The organism is Lysinibacillus sp. UBA5990 (assembly GCF_002429815.1).
In the GTDB taxonomy this organism is placed as follows: Bacteria; Bacillota; Bacilli; order Bacillales_A; family Planococcaceae; genus Lysinibacillus; species Lysinibacillus fusiformis.
Genome location: NZ_DJAY01000011.1, coordinates 183,682 through 199,365, shown reverse-complemented (window position 1 = coordinate 199,365; position 15,684 = coordinate 183,682). Strand labels below are relative to the sequence as shown.

The window sequence follows — 15,684 nt, the reverse complement described above, 5'->3', positions numbered from 1 at the left end:
AATCATAACACTTTTATCGTAATTTGTATGCATTCAAGTGAAGTATGCTAATATTCATTTTATTACAATATTAGCATACTTTTGATATATTATTGCTTTTTTCTCACCCTAAAATCCTTATTTCTTAACTTCTTAATGATTCTTTGCCTTCTTTTTTTACTGGCTGCTACGGAAAAACCAAGTATTTTAGCGATGTCTTGATCACTGAGATCTTCTACATAATATAGGTATAAGATCCTCCTTTCTACCTGTTTTAACTGGCATACCAAACTTTCTAGAAGGTTTGAACTTTCTGGATAGTTATATTCCTCCCACTCAAACTCACTACGAAGATAGTCAAGTGTTTCATCATCCACTGTAGCTATTTTCGCTAAATAGTTTTTTTCCTTTATTAATTCATTTAATATTTCTCCTTTTATGTTGGAATAAATATAACCAGATAATTGTCCTCTTGATGGATCTGCTTTTAGCCATGCTCTCCAAACAGCAATAGTCGCTACTTGACGATAATAATCATAATCTTTATAAATTCTCAAACTTGTAAGAATAGAGCTAATCATCGGTTGCACACTTTCCAAGATTTCCTCAAATGATTGGGTATTTGTGAGCTTTCGATTGTTATGAATGGTCATTTGTCTCTTCCTGTTGACTATGCACAGTCCAATATTCCTAGGTGACATTATCTTAAACTGGATATTTTTTGAAATCGAATGTTCACTTTTATCATTTGATTGCTCAATATGGTTCAAATTCCTATCGTTTTTCATCCTAATTACAGCTTATTTTTGTAAATTTGATATATTTTCTTTGGCATTTCGTACATATAAAAAAGATACTTGGACAAATTACTATTAAGGAGGCGAAATAGATGAATTTTCAAATTAGAGATGCGATTACAGCCAATGTACACGGTCAATCTGCGGCAGAAATTAAAGATATTGTTGAAGATGCCATTAGCCGTGGAGAAGAGCATTTACTGCCAGGACTTGGGGTGTTTTTTGAAAAATGGTGGAAGCAATCAAACTCCACTGAGCAAGAAGCATTCGTTCAAAAGTTAGAAAAAGCATTTGCAAACTGATTTTTTATAAGCAATGCATTCCATTTCCAATAAATGCATGATAATGTTTTACTTATCAGAAAATTTGGAGGGATTGGAATGACTGTTGCAGTAGAATTTATTGTCAATCAACTCAAACAGGTATTATTAGAAGAACAAGTGTCAACAAACGAAACGGTACGACAGCTACATGGTAAGGATGAATCCCATCATGCGATGAGCTTACCTGATATCGTTGTTTTTCCCCGTTCCACCGCTGATGTCAGTGCCATCTTAAAAGTCGCGCATGCACAACGTGTTCCAGTTGTACCATTCGGTGTTGGCTCAAGCCTAGAAGGAAATGCAATTCCCATTGCAAATGGTATTTCAATCGATTTCTCTGAAATGAATGCTATTTTAGAAGTTAGACCTGAAGACCTTCTTGTAAAAGTACAGCCAGGCGTCACACGTTCACAATTGAATAAGGAATTAAAAAAGTATGGGCTACAATTTACAGTGGACCCGGGTGCTGATGCCACACTAGGTGGTATGACAGCTACTAACGCTAGTGGCACTACTGCGGTTCGCTACGGTGTTATGCGCGATCAAGTTCGTGATTTAGAAGTAGTACTGGCAGACGGCTCTGTAATCCATACAGGAAATTTGGCAGCGAAATCCTCTTCTGGCTATCATTTAAACGGTTTATTCGTTGGTTCAGAAGGTACGCTCGGTTGCTTTACTGAGCTTACACTGAAAGTATATGGAATACCTGAATTTGTGACCGCCGGACGGGCTGTCTTTAATACAGTCGGTGATGCTGTCAGTTCCGTCACAGCATTATTACAAACAGGAATATCAGTTGGTCGTGTGGAATTGGTCGATGAGGCCTCCATTCAACAAACCAATATTTATAATGACACTGCCTTTAACGAAAAGCCGACACTCTTTTTAGAGTTTCATGGAAATGAAGCAGGTATGCATGCCGATATAGCATTTGCTACAGAAATTTTTGAGGACTTTCATTGCCTATCTGTTGAGTTTGAACACGATAATGCTGGACGTAATAAGCTTTGGGAAGCACGCCATTCATTGGCCTATGCTTATATGCATGCTCATCCTGGTAAAAAGCTTATGTCCACAGATGTTTGTGTTCCTATTTCCATGCTTGCAGAAACTATTTTATATGCAAGGGAGCAACTAAATACTGTTGGACTACCAGGAGGAATTGTCGGGCATGTAGGAGACGGAAACTTCCATGCGCTGTTAATGTTAAATCCCGATGATGCAGAGGAGCAGACAAAAGCCGATCGCTATAACGAGCACATCGTTCAATATGCTCTACTTCGTGGGGGCACATGTACAGGAGAACATGGGGTTGGAATTGGCAAGATGAAATATCAAGCTACTGAACACGGTACCTCCCTTGCTGTCATGAAAAGTATTAAGATAGCACTTGACCCCCTTAACATAATGAATCCAGGGAAAATCTTCCCCCTATAGCCATAAAGAAACCGCTGATTCCAACAATCAGCGGCTTTTATTTATAAATCATAGCGGAAGCTCTTTACTAATATTTCTCCCTTATAAAACTCCTTTGACTCGTCTCTTACAAAACCTAAAGATAAATAGAGATTAATAGCAGCCTGCATAATATCTCCTGAATGCAAATATATTGCTTGATCCTGTCTCTTTCTTGCAAAGGTAAAGCTTTCATGCAATAATTTCTTAGCAACTCCCTGCCCTCTTCCTTTTGGATGGACCCCCAATAAACGCACGATGGTCGATTGGATATTTAGCTCAGGCAGCCCATATGCTTTCTCCGCATCGGTAAACAATTGTAGTCCACCTAAAATCTCATCTCCTCGTTTTGCAACTAGAATAGTTTCAGCGTTTGGATTGCCAACAGATGCTCGAATATCATTTAAATACGAAGCCCAGTGCTCTGGGTCCTTATAATCCTTTTCATATTGCCCATAGCTTTCTACTAAAACCTCAAGATAAGCTGCATAATCTTCCTCTTGTAAATGTTCAATAACAATTTCCGCTATTGTCATATATTTTCCCCTTTCTACTACAGGCCACTTTTACTATAGGCCGTTACTCTTTTTTCAATACGATGTGAGATCCATTCTGTAATAATTGAAATCCCCCAATAAATGATTCCAACCGCAATGAAAGCCTCTAAAAACTTCAAGTTCACAGAAGCAACAATGTTCGCCACTCCTGTCAATTCTTTAATGGACAGAAAAAAGGCTAATGATGTAGCATGTAAAAAACCAATAAAGACATTAGTAAAGTTAGGAATTGACTTACCAAATGCTTGGGGTAAAATATAACGTCGCATTGCTTGTGTAAATGTTAAACCTATTGCATAGGCCGCTTCCAATTGTCCTTTCGGAACACTTAAAATACCAGAGCGAATAATTTCTGAAGCATAAGCCCCTGCACTGAATGTAAGTGCAAGTATTACAAAAAATAATATAGGAATGGAACTGGATTGAAATGATAAGTGGAAAGTATTTGCCACAAAATCAACTAGCATGGGTAATCCAAAATAAACAAGCATGATATGCATAATAATAGGTGTGCCTCTGAAAAAGGAAACATAGAAATTTAAGAAGGGTGTCAAAAATTTTATTTGTTTTATCCGCACAAAGGCTATTAGTATCCCTATTACAATACCTAATAAAACAGGTGTAAATGTCATGAATAGAGTTAGTGGTATTACTCTACTAATTTCTTGTAAAGCCACCAACACAAATGCAATATCAATGGTCATAGCACATCCCCCTAATGAGTGGCAACTTCTTTTGGCATATAGCGATTGAAATAACGTTCATTGAATTTGAATATTTTTTCAAGAATTAGGACAATCGCAAAGTAAACGATCGATAATGCCACATATATTTCAAATGCCCGAGTTGTGGACGCGATTAAAGTTTCTCCACGCCCAACCATATCCATTACACCTATGGAAAAAGCGAGTGATGTATCTTTTAATGAACTAATCATTGTGTTCGCTATATTAGGAAAAGCAACGCGGATTGCTTGTGGGAAAACAATTCGCAGAAAAGCCTGAGGACCGCTTAAGCCCACGGAATAGGCTGCCTCCATTTGCCCACGGTCGACAGTTAATATGGCTGCACGAAATATTTCAGCAAAGGCTGCCGCATTGCTCAAAGTATACGTAATAATGACAAAATACATGGCATCCATTCGAGTAACATCAATTTGAATGAGCTTTAGGAGTGCTGGTACCCCATAAAATACTAAAAACAACTGTACTAAAATTGGTGTGCCACGAATAAATGAAATATAAATAGTGATAATTTGCTTTAATCCTGCTATGTTTAGAAGCTTTGGTATAGCTAGCATTATTCCAAACACCATACCAAAAAGTATGGAGAACACTAGTATTTCAGCTGTTACTGGTAAATACTGAAGCAATGTCGGAAGTACTTTCGCAATAAGTACAAAATCAAAATTATTATCCATACTTCTTTCTTCCTTTCCTAATTGTTAGAAGTCTACTGTGTAATCATCTCCTAACCATTTTTTACTTAGATCGCTAATCACTCCCTCTTTCTTTAGCTCAACAATGGCCTCATCTAAACGCTCTTGTAACTTCACCTCATCCTTATTTAATAAGAAATAAACCTTCGAATTTAATAATGCATCTCCAACGACCTTTTGCTGTGCCTTATTGCTTTCGTTATAATATTTCACCGCAAAGGGTGTCGTAATAATAGCATCAATACGACCACTTGCCAGTTGATTATTCACATCGACTGAACCTGAAGAATAAACGATATTCGCTCCTAAATGATGGTCCTTATTATATTTTTCAATAAAGACAGCGGAGTTACTTGTTGGCGAAACACTCACATTCTTTCCTTTCAAATCTTCAATAGATTGAATCTCATTATTCTTTTCATTAACTGTCACCTTTAATGGGAAAACATTATATGGTTCTTTATTAAATAAAAACTTTTCTTCTCGTTCACTATTAATTTCCATTTGATGGGCTATAAAATCTATTTTTCTTGTTTCTAAACTTAGTAATAAATTTGAAAATTCCATTGTTTTCAATTCAAATTCATACTCAGGTAGCTTTTCATCGATTGCTCGAACTAGCTCCACATCATAGCCAGTTAAGTTTCCTTTTTCATCTATAAAACAAATATTTGGAAATTGTGTACCTGTACCGACAATAATTTTTTGGATATCTTTCCCACCTTGTGCTGTTTTTTGTTCATTCGAATCTCCGTCCGATTTTTCTGAACTCGCACATGCTGTTAAAAGTGCCATCAGTAAAAGTAGCATATAAAATAATATTTTTTTCATAAAATTCCCTCTCCTCCTTCTATAAATGTGAGGGTAAGCCCACAGCGAGTGCATTCTTTACATGCTCTAATCCAATTTCTGTTATGGCTCTATAGACACCACTTTCGCTCGAGCCAATTTCCACAATCGGCACATAACGAACGCCATATTTTAAGTCAAGAATGTCTCTAAACGTATCATTATTGGTTACATCAACTGTTTTATAAGGAATATGTTGTTCTTGTAAATACGCTTTTATATCATCACAATAGCTACATCCCTGCTTCGTCCAAACAATGATATCTCTTGTCACTGTCATTAATTTTCCTCCTTAGATTACCGTTATTTGTTGCTGCAACTTTAAATGAATAGGACTTAAAAGCTCAAAGGAGCGTTGCCGTTCTAATTCCTTTCGTACAGGCGTGTGCAAAATGAATTCATCTATTTGATACTGCATATGAAAATGATCTAGTAGATCTTTAATTTCTTCTGGTGACCCATAAACAATATCCGCATCATATTGTTTGACCGTATATTCCTCTCCAGATTCCTGCCCAAATTTTTCTGCTAGCTCTACTGATTGTAAAGTCAACGTCCTACCGCTTGCCAAATGAACTTTTGTAATTTTTTGGTCTTCTATCAAGCCTTTTGCTTCTTTATTTGTCGGTGCAGCAACTGCTGCGATCGAGACAGAAAAGTGACCATTAGGATGATGTTCACGATAAATAGTAGACGACTGAGCCAATAATTCATTGTCGCTATTAATAAATCGTGCAAAGACAAATGCAATTCCAAGTTTCCCTGCAAGTTCTGCACTTTGCGGACTTGCCCCTAATAAGAATAGAGCCGGCTTTACTTTTGGAATGGGTGTTGCTTGCACACCATGAAGATCATGATTCGTAGGTACATTTTGTTCAATTAATTGCTGTAAAAATGTTAGTCTCTCCTCAAAGTCCTCGCCTTGATTGAGCGTGCCATATTGTAAAGCTTTTGTAGAAAGCGGTAAACCACCTGGTGCCTTCCCAATGCCTAAATCAACACGCCTCGGCTCTAATGATGCAAGGACATGAAAATTTTCAGCTACTTTGTATGGACTGTAATGCTGAAGCATGACTCCACCAGACCCAATGCGAATAGTCTCGGTTTTTGCAAGTAAATAGGAAACTAATACTTCTGGAGATGACCCTGCTAGTGCATCCGTATGATGATGCTCCGATACCCAAAAACGAGAGTAGCCTAACTGCTCCGCTTTCTGTGCCAATGCGACAGTTTTTTGTAATGTTTGTTCATTTGTAGCTCCATCAATAATTGGACTTTGATCTAATATGCCTAATGTATAACTCATACACAGCCTCCTTAATTTCACTTATTCAAATAAATTTACTTGGTTTTTAAACAGACTGCTTGATATACCGGCTTTCTTTAAATGGCAAACCTAAATTTCCACGTAATGTATCAGCTTCATAGTCTTCTCGATAAAGTCCTCTAGCTTGTAATATTGGTACTACTTTATCAACAAAATCTTCTAAGGCACCTGGTACCGTTACACCGATTATGAAGCCATCTGCTGCCTCCTTTTCAAACCATTCCTGTACTAGATCTGCCACTTGTTCTGCCGTTCCAAAAAATGCTGTTTTAGGAGTCGCCTCACGTAAAGCGACTTGACGTAATGTAAGTCCCTCCTGCTTAGCATAGCGTTTAATATAATCAGTCGTACTTCTAAAGCTATTGGCCCCTATATCACCTAGTTCAGGAAAAGGCGCGTCCACATCATATTGTGTAAAATCATGATGATCGAAATAACGTCCAAGATAAGCCAGAGCACGGTCAATGGAAACTAATTCAACAATCTCCTGATATTTTGCCTCTGCTTCCTCAACTGTATCGCCAATGATTGGGGAAATACCTGGGAAAATTTTTACCTCATCTGGATTTCGCTCAAATGCTGCAATCTCTGCCTTGACTCTTTTATAAAATTTTTGTGATTCTTCAATAGATGCTCCATGTGTAAAAATGGCATCTGCATCCTTAGCAGCTAATCGAATCCCAGCATCAGATGCCCCAGCCTGGAATATAACTGGCTGACCTTGCTTTGTTCGTCCAATATTAAGTGGACCTTGGACTGAAAAATACTGCCCTTTATGATGTAATGTGTGCAATTTTTCCGGGTCAAAAAATTGGTCATTTTCGACATCTGCGATAAAGGCATCATCTTCCCAAGAATCCCATAAACCTTTGACAACCTCTAAATATTCTTCAGCGATTTGATAGCGTTCTGCATGACTAGGATGTTGTTCAATCGTTTTATTGTAGTTCAAAGCTGTACTTTCTAAAGGAGTAGTTACAACATTCCAGCCTGCACGCCCTGCACTAATATGATCTAAAGAAGCAAACTGGCGTGCCACTGTGAATGGTTCGCTATAGGAAGTTGATACTGTTCCAACTAACCCAATATTGTTAGTTGCTACAGCCAATGCTGATAATATCGTAATAGGCTCAAAACGATTTAAAAAATGAGGAATCGATTTTTCATTAATAAATAAGCCATCCGCAATAAAAGCAACATCAAATTTCCCTTCCTCTGCCTTTTGAGCCTGTTGAATATAAAAAGGTAGGTTGACACTTTGATTGCTCGCTACCTTTGGATGACGCCAACTTGAAATATTACCACCTACCCCGTGAATAATTGCTCCAAAACGAATTTTGTCTTGTCTAGCCATATTAATTCCTCCTCATTTTTATTTTTTACTAAACATAGTGGTTAAGTATGTTTTTATGTTAAAAAAATATTTATTTACGATCATTCATAAATAAATTTGGATTGAGAATGATATTACAGTTCATTCAGATAATATGCAATAGGTTAAGTAATAGAAAAAATTTAGCGTTTAAATAAAAAATTTTATCACTCCATCATTTGTACCCTTTCAAAATCCTTCGCTGTATGACAAATTGTCTCCCAAAAAGCAGAAGTCAATGTATCTTTATTTTTATAAGTTAGGAAGATATGTTGATTCATATCCAGTAAATGCTTGATACCTACTTCAACAAATTCGCCGCTTTCAAGTTCATTCTTGACACAAAGCTGTGGTAAAAAGCTAATATAGTTTTTTGTGCGAATGAAAGCCTTAGCGATTTCTAAATGGTCTGTTCGAACCTCTATATTGGCGGCTACCCCCTCTACCTCGAATATTTTATGCACATAATTCCAATCGAACGCTCCACACTCAAAAAACACCATTTTCTGTTGTGCCAATTCTTTCGCTTCGATGCAATCATATTGTGGTAACGGGTGTTCACAATGCCTCACAAGTTTCACCGCATTATTTAATAATAACTCGTTGAATATTCCTTCTCTGTGTACATACTGAATGAAAGCTACATGAATTTGGTGACTCTCCAATTTTTCTAATAGCATAGTTGTTGAACCTGTCACCAATTGAAAACGCAAATTAGGAAATTGTTCTTTCCATTTAGGCAACGCATACGCTAAAAAATATTGAGCTGTTAGGCCATTTGCGCCAATACATACATCATCTGTTTCCTGTGTCTTTTCCAATTGCTTCTTTCCTTGCTGAAACGTTTGTACGATTTGAGTCGCGAAAGGTAAGAAACCTTTGCCTTTATCTGATAAGGTTACACTTCGTCCCTCTCGATAAAATAACTCAACCCCTAGCTCCCGCTCCAATGATTTGATGCGTGCAGTCACGGTGGGTTGAGAAAGAAACAAGGCGTTGGCTGCCTTATGTGTACTCTTATAATGGACAACATATAAAAAAGCCTCGATATGGTCTATATTCATGTAAATTCCATCCCTTCATCCTTATTTACTCTATTATATAAATAATTCTTTATATTCTCTATATTTTATAGGAAAACTTAGTTTTTAGTCTTATATCCCTCGATACAAAAGAAAAAAGTAACCCAGCGTCTCCCAGGTTACTTAACTATGTAGCGATGCAGCCATCCATCTTGACAACAAGCATCGCGCGTGGTGAACATCCCTCTGTCTGCCAACCACTGTATGTTATTCACATGGGCACCCACTGTTGCACACGTAAACTCTATTTATCATACTTCTCAACCTGAAAAGTTTGATCAAATCTTACGCTAAAATCGATGCAAGAACTGCTTTCTGTGCATGAAGTCTGTTCTCAGCTTGCTCAAAAATATAAGAATTAGGGCCGTCAATAACAGATGTTGCCACTTCTTCCTCACGATGTGCTGGCAAGCAGTGTAGGAACATGTAGTTCGGTTTCGCATACGCTACAAGCTCATCATTAATTTGGTAATCTGCAAAATCTTGCAAACGTTTTGCTGCTTCTTCCTCTTGGCCCATTGATGTCCAAACATCTGCATAAACAACGTCTGCATTTAATACAGCTTCCACAGGGTCATGTGTCATCATAATTGTGCTGCCATTTGCCGCGGCAATTACTTGTGCTTTAGCGATTACTTCTGCATCACATTCATAGCCTGCTGGTGTCGCCACAGCTACATTCATCCCAACATGCGCTGAAGCAACTATTAAAGAATGTGCTACGTTGTTGCCATCTCCCACATAGGCAATTTTAAGCCCCTTTAAAAAACCTTTGTTCTCTGCAATTGTTTCTAAATCCGCTAAAGCTTGGCATGGATGATAAATGTCTGTTAATCCATTGATGACAGGAATAGCCGCATGCTCTGCTAGTTCCTTCACCATTGCATGGGAATTTGCTCGGATCATAATGCCATCCAAATAGCCTGATAAGACATGTGCTGTATCGTAAATGGATTCACCACGACCTATTTGTAAATCACGCGCATGCATAAACATACTTTTTCCACCTAGCTGATTCATGCCGACTTCAAATGAAATACGAGTACGCGTTGAATGTTTTTCAAAAATCATACCAAGTGTTTTGCCTTCTAGTAATCTTGGGCATTTCCCCTCTTTGGTAATCATTTTAAGCTGTGTTGCTAATTCAATAAGCTCTTCAACTTCTTGACTTGTATAGTCTAGCAAAGTTAACAGGTCTTTTCCCTTTAAACTAGAAACTAACTTTAGCTGTACTTCTTCGAGTAATTTCATGGCCTTCGCTCCTTGTATCATTGCTGTTGAAATTAGTATAACATGCATAAATATAAAATCAATTGAATTTTTATAATTTTATTCATTAATTATTAAATGTGACAAAAATTCGTCAAAATGAATATTTATGCACGCTAGTTATTTTTACGACCGAATCCTTTGTAGAAATTCACTTAAAGAAAGATTGGTTATGAATAAAGAAAGAAAAGCGAGCGCAGTTATTGAAAGAACCTGAAAACGTTAAAAACCTCCTAACAATAATTTGTTAGGAGGTAAAATTCTTTATATATGTCATTACCTTTATATACTGCTACTTACTCGATACTACCAGTTGGGTATAATGTAGTTCCTCCAATGGAGACTTTGATTTCATTAGACAACGGAACATTATATTCATCAATAACCGTTCTCCACCATTCCCATGCAAGACCTGTACATTCTCTAGCATAAATTCTTATATTTTTCGAATTAGCTGGAAGCGGTATTACAGTAGAAAAATGAGCTGTTTTGTCCTTCCAATTTCCATCCCAAGTCTTATGGGTTAATACTTCATTTCCATTTTCATCGTAAGAGAATTCGTCCCAAGCTACTTCAAATTGAGCAACGTATGCACCATAATGATCGAGGATGATCTTTCCTTTAGAATATTCCGTAGCTGTCGTCTCGATATAATCTGTATTATTATGAACAGCAGCAATTGAATGATCCTTTAAGAAAACACTTGTATATGAAATTGGATAGGCTGGGTTTTTAAGACTAAATTCTCCATTATCTTTAATTACATCTCTAATATCATTAAAGTCCTTTGAGACAATTTGATTATGCTTTTGTGAATCTCCGCCTAATACTACAGCCGTAAAGGAACTTTCCTCAAAAATATCTTTGTATTGTGCACTAGTTTCCACATTCGTATTAACATTCTTCAGTAATGCTTTAAAAGCAGCTTGTACATCCTTACTCTTAGAGCTTGTTTCTAATTTCACATAAATTGTTCTCCCATAGGCTACATTCGACACCATAACGGGAGGGGCATCATTGCTTACTCCTTTACGAGTTAACTCTGCAAAATTAACGCTATCATCGAAAAGTTCTGATGGATTGTTAGGCAGTTCGGCACTTACGGTATAAAAAATTTGTTTGTATGCCGCAACCATCACTTTTTTCTCTCCATTCGCAATCGCATTAAAGTCAATTCCCAGAGAATTGTCGAGAACTTGGGCGTTTACATTCAAAGCGCTTGCTATTTGAGATTTGCTATAAACCATAGATTCTGAATATTGTAGTCTTGCAGGCAACGTATGTGTTGTGGAATACTTCTCACTCCAAGTAGACACTAACTCATCCACTGCACCAGATACATTACCATATGTCGGATTATCCACAGTCAAAGTATTTTCCCTTTTCATGCCAGGTAAATCAATGCTAATATTTAGTGGTTTTCTTTTAGCCACCAATAAGTTAGGTTGATTGTCTACAAAAGCTTGGTTGGCAAGTTGTAATGCCCCTGGATATGTACGATTCGCCATAGAATCAATAATTGATATATCCACTGGTGAAGTTGTCAGTGATTTCTTGTTACGTTCCACCACTATAAATTTATCATTTGAGCTAACTCCTTCTTTAGGAACAAAGCTATCAACCCTGTCACCATTCACTGCTAATATTTCCATGTTGTTGTAGTTCAAGTTTGCTATACCCGTATCAATATCACTTGAACTATTAGTATCAAGTGTTTCAGCAAATGAAATACTTGGATAAGTTAGAAGGCATAAACTAATAGATAAACATATTAAAAACTTGATTGGTTTTTTAATTCCCAAATAAATCCACTCCTTTTATAGGAAATTATACCATATAAAAATAATTTTCAAATATAGTATTTTCGTTTCATTTTCATTGTGCTAATAATATGTACTTATGATCAATATTAATAACTATTATGTTAAATCGTTGTGGTCCCTTTCCAACGAAAAAAGCCTCCTAACATTTTAGTTAGAAGGCAAACCACTTGTAATTCTATTTAGTTTTTTTCCATTCATTTAATCGAATGTAATTTTATTCACTGCATCACGGTCTAATTTTTTAATGACTTCCACCATTAATTTAACGGCATTATCATAATCATCACGATGTAGGATACCTGCATGTGAATGGATGTAGCGTGTTGCAATACCGATGGATAGTGCTGGTACGCCATTTGCAGTTACGTGGATAGAGCCTGCATCTGTACCACCGCCAGCCATTGCTTCAAATTGGTATGGAATATTGTTCTCGTCTGCTACGTCTAATACGAATTCACGTAAGCCACGATGTGATACCATAGATGCATCATACACAACGATTTGAGGGCCCGCTCCCATTTTACTAGTTGATTCTTTAGCTGTTACTCCTGGAGTATCTCCCGCTACACCTACATCAACTGCAAATCCAATATCCGGTTGGATTTTATGTGTTGCTGTTTTAGCTCCACGAAGTCCAACTTCTTCTTGTACATTTCCTACTGAATAAAGAATATTAGGATGTTTTTCATTTTGTAAAGCTTTCATTACATCAATAGCAATGGCACAACCAATGCGATTATCCCAAGCTTTTGCTAATAGATATTTTTCATTTTTCATCACATTAAATTCGAAATATGGTGTTACCATATCGCCAGGACGTACGCCCCACTCAAGCACTTCATCTTTAGAAGCGGCACCAATATCAATAAACATATCTTTAATGTCTACTACTTTATTGCGCACATCAGCAGGTAAAATATGAGGTGGTTTTGAACCGATAACCCCAATTACTTCATCGCCTTTACGTGTCGTAATTGTAACGCGCTGTGCCAGCATAACTTGGCTCCACCAGCCACCTACTGTTTGGAATTTGATAAATCCTTTGTCATCGATTTGTGTAACCATGAAACCTACTTCATCTAAATGTCCTGCCACGACGATTTTAGGTCCGTTTTCATCGCCTACTTTTTTAGCAATTACACTACCTAAGTTATCTGTTTCTACAGTATCTGCATATGGTGCAATGTATTTTTTCATGACCTCACGCGGTGCACGTTCATTGCCTGCAATACCATTTGCATCTGTTAAATCTTTAAACATTTGTAATGTTGGATCTAGTTGTGTCATCCTTTTGCCTCCTACGTCTTGTATCTATTTTATTATACTTCGTTTACCGAAATATTCCTAGCTTAATCGTCTGAAAATTGGTGTATTTCTTAATTATTTAATATCCTGTACGTTGACGATTATAATTTTCTTGGTTTTTTTCAATATACGCACGAACTACATCTTCGAAAGTAAAACCAAGATTGTACGCAAGTAAACCATAACATTGCCAAATCGCTATATATCGATCCTCTGTCGGTTGTTGGATAAATGCTAAAATAGCACTTTGTGTCTCTAAAAATGTTGAAGTTAAATGTCTCTGTTCTTCTATCAATGGCCATTTTTCGATTGTTGTATAGTTCTTTAATAAGCCTAAGGAAAGGATAAAATGAATAGAATCCACATATTCTTCTAAAATGACTTCTCGTGCTGAAGGACCTTTTGTACTCCAAAATTTAAAGCAGCGCGTTTCATTGGCTAGCTCAGCTAGCTCTACCATTAATGCTAGTCCTTTTTCTTGAAATACATCTTGCTGAATATTTTGAGTTTGCTCAATGAAATCATCCAGCTCTTTTTGCATGATAAACAATTGTTGTATATTCATTTTTTTCTCCTAAATTTCTAAAAAATATTTAAATAAAAGTGAAACTATTTGACCTCCCTAATCGTATAGGAAAGAATAACCTTTCTTCAAGGGGGAAATTTAAACATGTTGCCGTTACTAATTCGACTTGCTGTAATTGCGCTTATTATTTATGTATTTTATAAAGCGATTCGTTATATAACTGATCCTAAACGCAAACTTGATGAAGCCTATGAAAAAGGCCAATATTACTTTTATGATGACGTTAAAAATGTCCGGAAAAATTTCTTTATTTCCTATAAGGGTGCTCTTTTTGAAGGCGAAAAATACTTAGGCACAACTGAGGATGCCTTCGAGGTTGTCACTATTTTTGTCGGCGCACGGGATACTGCAACATTGCAGGGCTTTACAAAAGGCGACTTTGAATATTTACAGCAAGAAATTCTATTGAATTATCCAAATGCGAAAATTAATTGGAAGCAGCCCATTGAACAGCTTATGCGTAACACATCCTCTTGATGAGGATGTGTTTTAAAATGTTTCCATTTATAACCAAAGCTGTACGATAATAAAAATTTGGATGGCTGCAAGTAGAGGAAATCCAAATGCAAAACTATTATGGCGTGTTTTATGGCGGAATAAATACATGCCAAGCACTCCGCCTACTGCTCCTCCTACGATGGCTAGTGTAAACAAAGTACGCTCTGCAATACGCCACTCGTGCTTTTTAGCACGCGATTTGTCCATACCCATTAAAATGAGTAACACAATCGATATAATACTCATATAAGCTAATAATGCTTGTCCCATTCTCTACTCCTTTATTAACAAACGTATATTATTAATCTAACACAAAAAAGACTGATGGAAAAATCCATCAGTCTTTTTTACACCTGTCGCATTCGCTTTGGGTGCAGAAATAATATTTAACTGACTCAAATATTATTTAGCTACTGCTTTTTTAGCAGCTTCTGCTAATTGAGTGAATGCAGCAGCATCAGTTACAGCAAGGTCAGCTAACATTTTACGGTTAACTTCGATACCAGCAACTTTTAAACCGTGCATTAAACGGCTGTAAGAAAGACCGTTCATACGAGCAGCTGCGTTAATACGAGTGATCCATAATTTACGGAAATCACGTTTTTTCTGACGACGGTCACGGTATGCATATTGACCTGACTTCATTACTGCTTGGTTAGCAACTTTATATAATGTATGTTTTGAACCATAGTAACCTTTAGCTAATTTTAATACTTTTTTACGACGTTTGCGCGTCACTGTTCCGCCTTTTACGCGTGGCATATGAATTACCTCCTGCTTTTCATTTAAAAATGAATGTTAGTATTTTTGTAGTCAATTATTTCATGTAAACAAGTAAAGATTTGATGCGTTTGAAGTCACCAGATGAAACGATGTTTGCTTTACGTAAGTGACGTTTTTGTTTCGTAGATTTGTTTGCGAATAAGTGGCTTCCATAAGCACGGTCATATTTTAATTTACCTGAACCCGTTTTTTTGAAACGTTTCGCAGCTCCACGGTGAGTTTTCATTTTTGGCATGTCGAA

19 protein-coding genes are annotated in these 15,684 nt (G+C 36.8%); 3 read left to right on the top strand and 16 right to left on the bottom strand.

Annotation, left to right across the window (positions count from 1 at the left end; translation table 11 throughout):
* Window positions 1-89: 89 nt before the first annotated feature.
* Window positions 90-632 (bottom strand): RNA polymerase sigma factor, encoded by a 543-nt coding sequence (locus tag B3D94_RS08430; RefSeq protein WP_069482286.1) that lies wholly within the window; start codon window positions 630-632, stop codon window positions 90-92.
* 236 nt (window positions 633-868) lie between these two features.
* Here B3D94_RS08430 and sspI point away from each other — a divergent pair, with 236 nt between their 5' ends.
* Entirely contained in the window at window positions 869-1,078 is a 210-nt protein-coding gene (gene sspI, locus B3D94_RS08425) for a small acid-soluble spore protein SspI (RefSeq protein WP_069482287.1), read from the top strand.
* A gap of 78 nt (window positions 1,079-1,156) precedes the next feature.
* The gene (locus B3D94_RS08420; protein WP_291756614.1) at window positions 1,157-2,536 is read left to right on the top strand and encodes an FAD-binding oxidoreductase; all 1,380 of its coding nucleotides are present in this window, start codon (window positions 1,157-1,159) and stop codon (window positions 2,534-2,536) included.
* 41 nt (window positions 2,537-2,577) lie between these two features.
* Here B3D94_RS08420 and B3D94_RS08415 read toward each other — a convergent pair whose 3' ends face one another.
* The 12 genes from B3D94_RS08415 to B3D94_RS08360 all read right to left on the bottom strand — a co-directional run bounded on the left by B3D94_RS08415 (window position 2,578) and on the right by B3D94_RS08360 (window position 14,141).
* Complete coding sequence (locus tag B3D94_RS08415) at window positions 2,578-3,090, bottom strand: GNAT family N-acetyltransferase (protein ID WP_291756611.1); 513 nt, start codon at window positions 3,088-3,090, stop codon at window positions 2,578-2,580.
* Between the two features lie 17 nt (window positions 3,091-3,107).
* On the bottom strand, window positions 3,108-3,815 hold the full coding sequence (locus B3D94_RS08410) for an amino acid ABC transporter permease (protein ID WP_291756608.1): 708 nt from the start codon (window positions 3,813-3,815) through the stop codon (window positions 3,108-3,110).
* Window positions 3,816-3,826: 11 nt separating this feature from the next.
* Entirely contained in the window at window positions 3,827-4,531 is a 705-nt protein-coding gene (locus B3D94_RS08405) for an amino acid ABC transporter permease (protein ID WP_069482291.1), read from the bottom strand.
* Between the two features lie 24 nt (window positions 4,532-4,555).
* Window positions 4,556-5,380 carry a transporter substrate-binding domain-containing protein gene (locus B3D94_RS08400; protein WP_291756603.1) on the bottom strand — a complete coding sequence of 275 codons (825 nt, stop codon included), beginning with the start codon at window positions 5,378-5,380 and terminating at the stop codon, window positions 4,556-4,558.
* A 19-nt stretch (window positions 5,381-5,399) separates the two neighbouring features.
* Window positions 5,400-5,678, bottom strand: coding sequence for a glutaredoxin family protein (locus tag B3D94_RS08395; RefSeq protein ID WP_069482293.1), 279 nt, complete (start codon window positions 5,676-5,678; stop codon window positions 5,400-5,402).
* Window positions 5,679-5,690: 12 nt separating this feature from the next.
* Window positions 5,691-6,704, bottom strand: a complete 1,014-nt coding sequence (locus B3D94_RS08390) for an LLM class flavin-dependent oxidoreductase (protein WP_291756600.1) — start codon at window positions 6,702-6,704, stop codon at window positions 5,691-5,693.
* 46 nt (window positions 6,705-6,750) lie between these two features.
* On the bottom strand, window positions 6,751-8,079 hold the full coding sequence (locus B3D94_RS08385) for an LLM class flavin-dependent oxidoreductase (protein WP_069482295.1): 1,329 nt from the start codon (window positions 8,077-8,079) through the stop codon (window positions 6,751-6,753).
* Between the two features lie 185 nt (window positions 8,080-8,264).
* The gene (locus B3D94_RS08380) at window positions 8,265-9,161 is read right to left on the bottom strand and encodes a LysR family transcriptional regulator (protein WP_069482296.1); all 897 of its coding nucleotides are present in this window, start codon (window positions 9,159-9,161) and stop codon (window positions 8,265-8,267) included.
* A gap of 303 nt (window positions 9,162-9,464) precedes the next feature.
* Window positions 9,465-10,430 (bottom strand): ornithine carbamoyltransferase, encoded by a 966-nt coding sequence (gene argF, locus B3D94_RS08375; protein ID WP_069482297.1) that lies wholly within the window; start codon window positions 10,428-10,430, stop codon window positions 9,465-9,467.
* Window positions 10,431-10,744: 314 nt separating this feature from the next.
* Window positions 10,745-12,256, bottom strand: coding sequence for a thiol-activated cytolysin family protein (locus B3D94_RS08370; protein WP_069482298.1), 1,512 nt, complete (start codon window positions 12,254-12,256; stop codon window positions 10,745-10,747).
* Window positions 12,257-12,469: 213 nt separating this feature from the next.
* Window positions 12,470-13,558, bottom strand: coding sequence for a M42 family metallopeptidase (locus tag B3D94_RS08365; protein WP_008179256.1), 1,089 nt, complete (start codon window positions 13,556-13,558; stop codon window positions 12,470-12,472).
* Between the two features lie 97 nt (window positions 13,559-13,655).
* Window positions 13,656-14,141, bottom strand: coding sequence for a dUTP diphosphatase (locus tag B3D94_RS08360; protein WP_069482300.1), 486 nt, complete (start codon window positions 14,139-14,141; stop codon window positions 13,656-13,658).
* Between the two features lie 105 nt (window positions 14,142-14,246).
* Between B3D94_RS08360 and B3D94_RS08355 the strand changes: the two genes are divergently transcribed.
* Window positions 14,247-14,639, top strand: a complete 393-nt coding sequence (locus tag B3D94_RS08355; protein WP_069482301.1) for a sigma-w pathway protein ysdB — start codon at window positions 14,247-14,249, stop codon at window positions 14,637-14,639.
* Between the two features lie 27 nt (window positions 14,640-14,666).
* Here B3D94_RS08355 and B3D94_RS08350 read toward each other — a convergent pair whose 3' ends face one another.
* The 3 genes from B3D94_RS08350 to rpmI form a co-directional block, all read right to left on the bottom strand.
* On the bottom strand, window positions 14,667-14,930 hold the full coding sequence (locus B3D94_RS08350; RefSeq protein WP_025114501.1) for a DUF1294 domain-containing protein: 264 nt from the start codon (window positions 14,928-14,930) through the stop codon (window positions 14,667-14,669).
* A gap of 132 nt (window positions 14,931-15,062) precedes the next feature.
* Entirely contained in the window at window positions 15,063-15,422 is a 360-nt protein-coding gene (gene rplT, locus B3D94_RS08345; RefSeq protein WP_024363826.1) for a 50S ribosomal protein L20, read from the bottom strand.
* Between the two features lie 55 nt (window positions 15,423-15,477).
* Window positions 15,478-15,678, bottom strand: coding sequence for a 50S ribosomal protein L35 (gene rpmI / locus B3D94_RS08340; protein WP_004226312.1), 201 nt, complete (start codon window positions 15,676-15,678; stop codon window positions 15,478-15,480).
* Window positions 15,679-15,684: the final 6 nt, after the last annotated feature.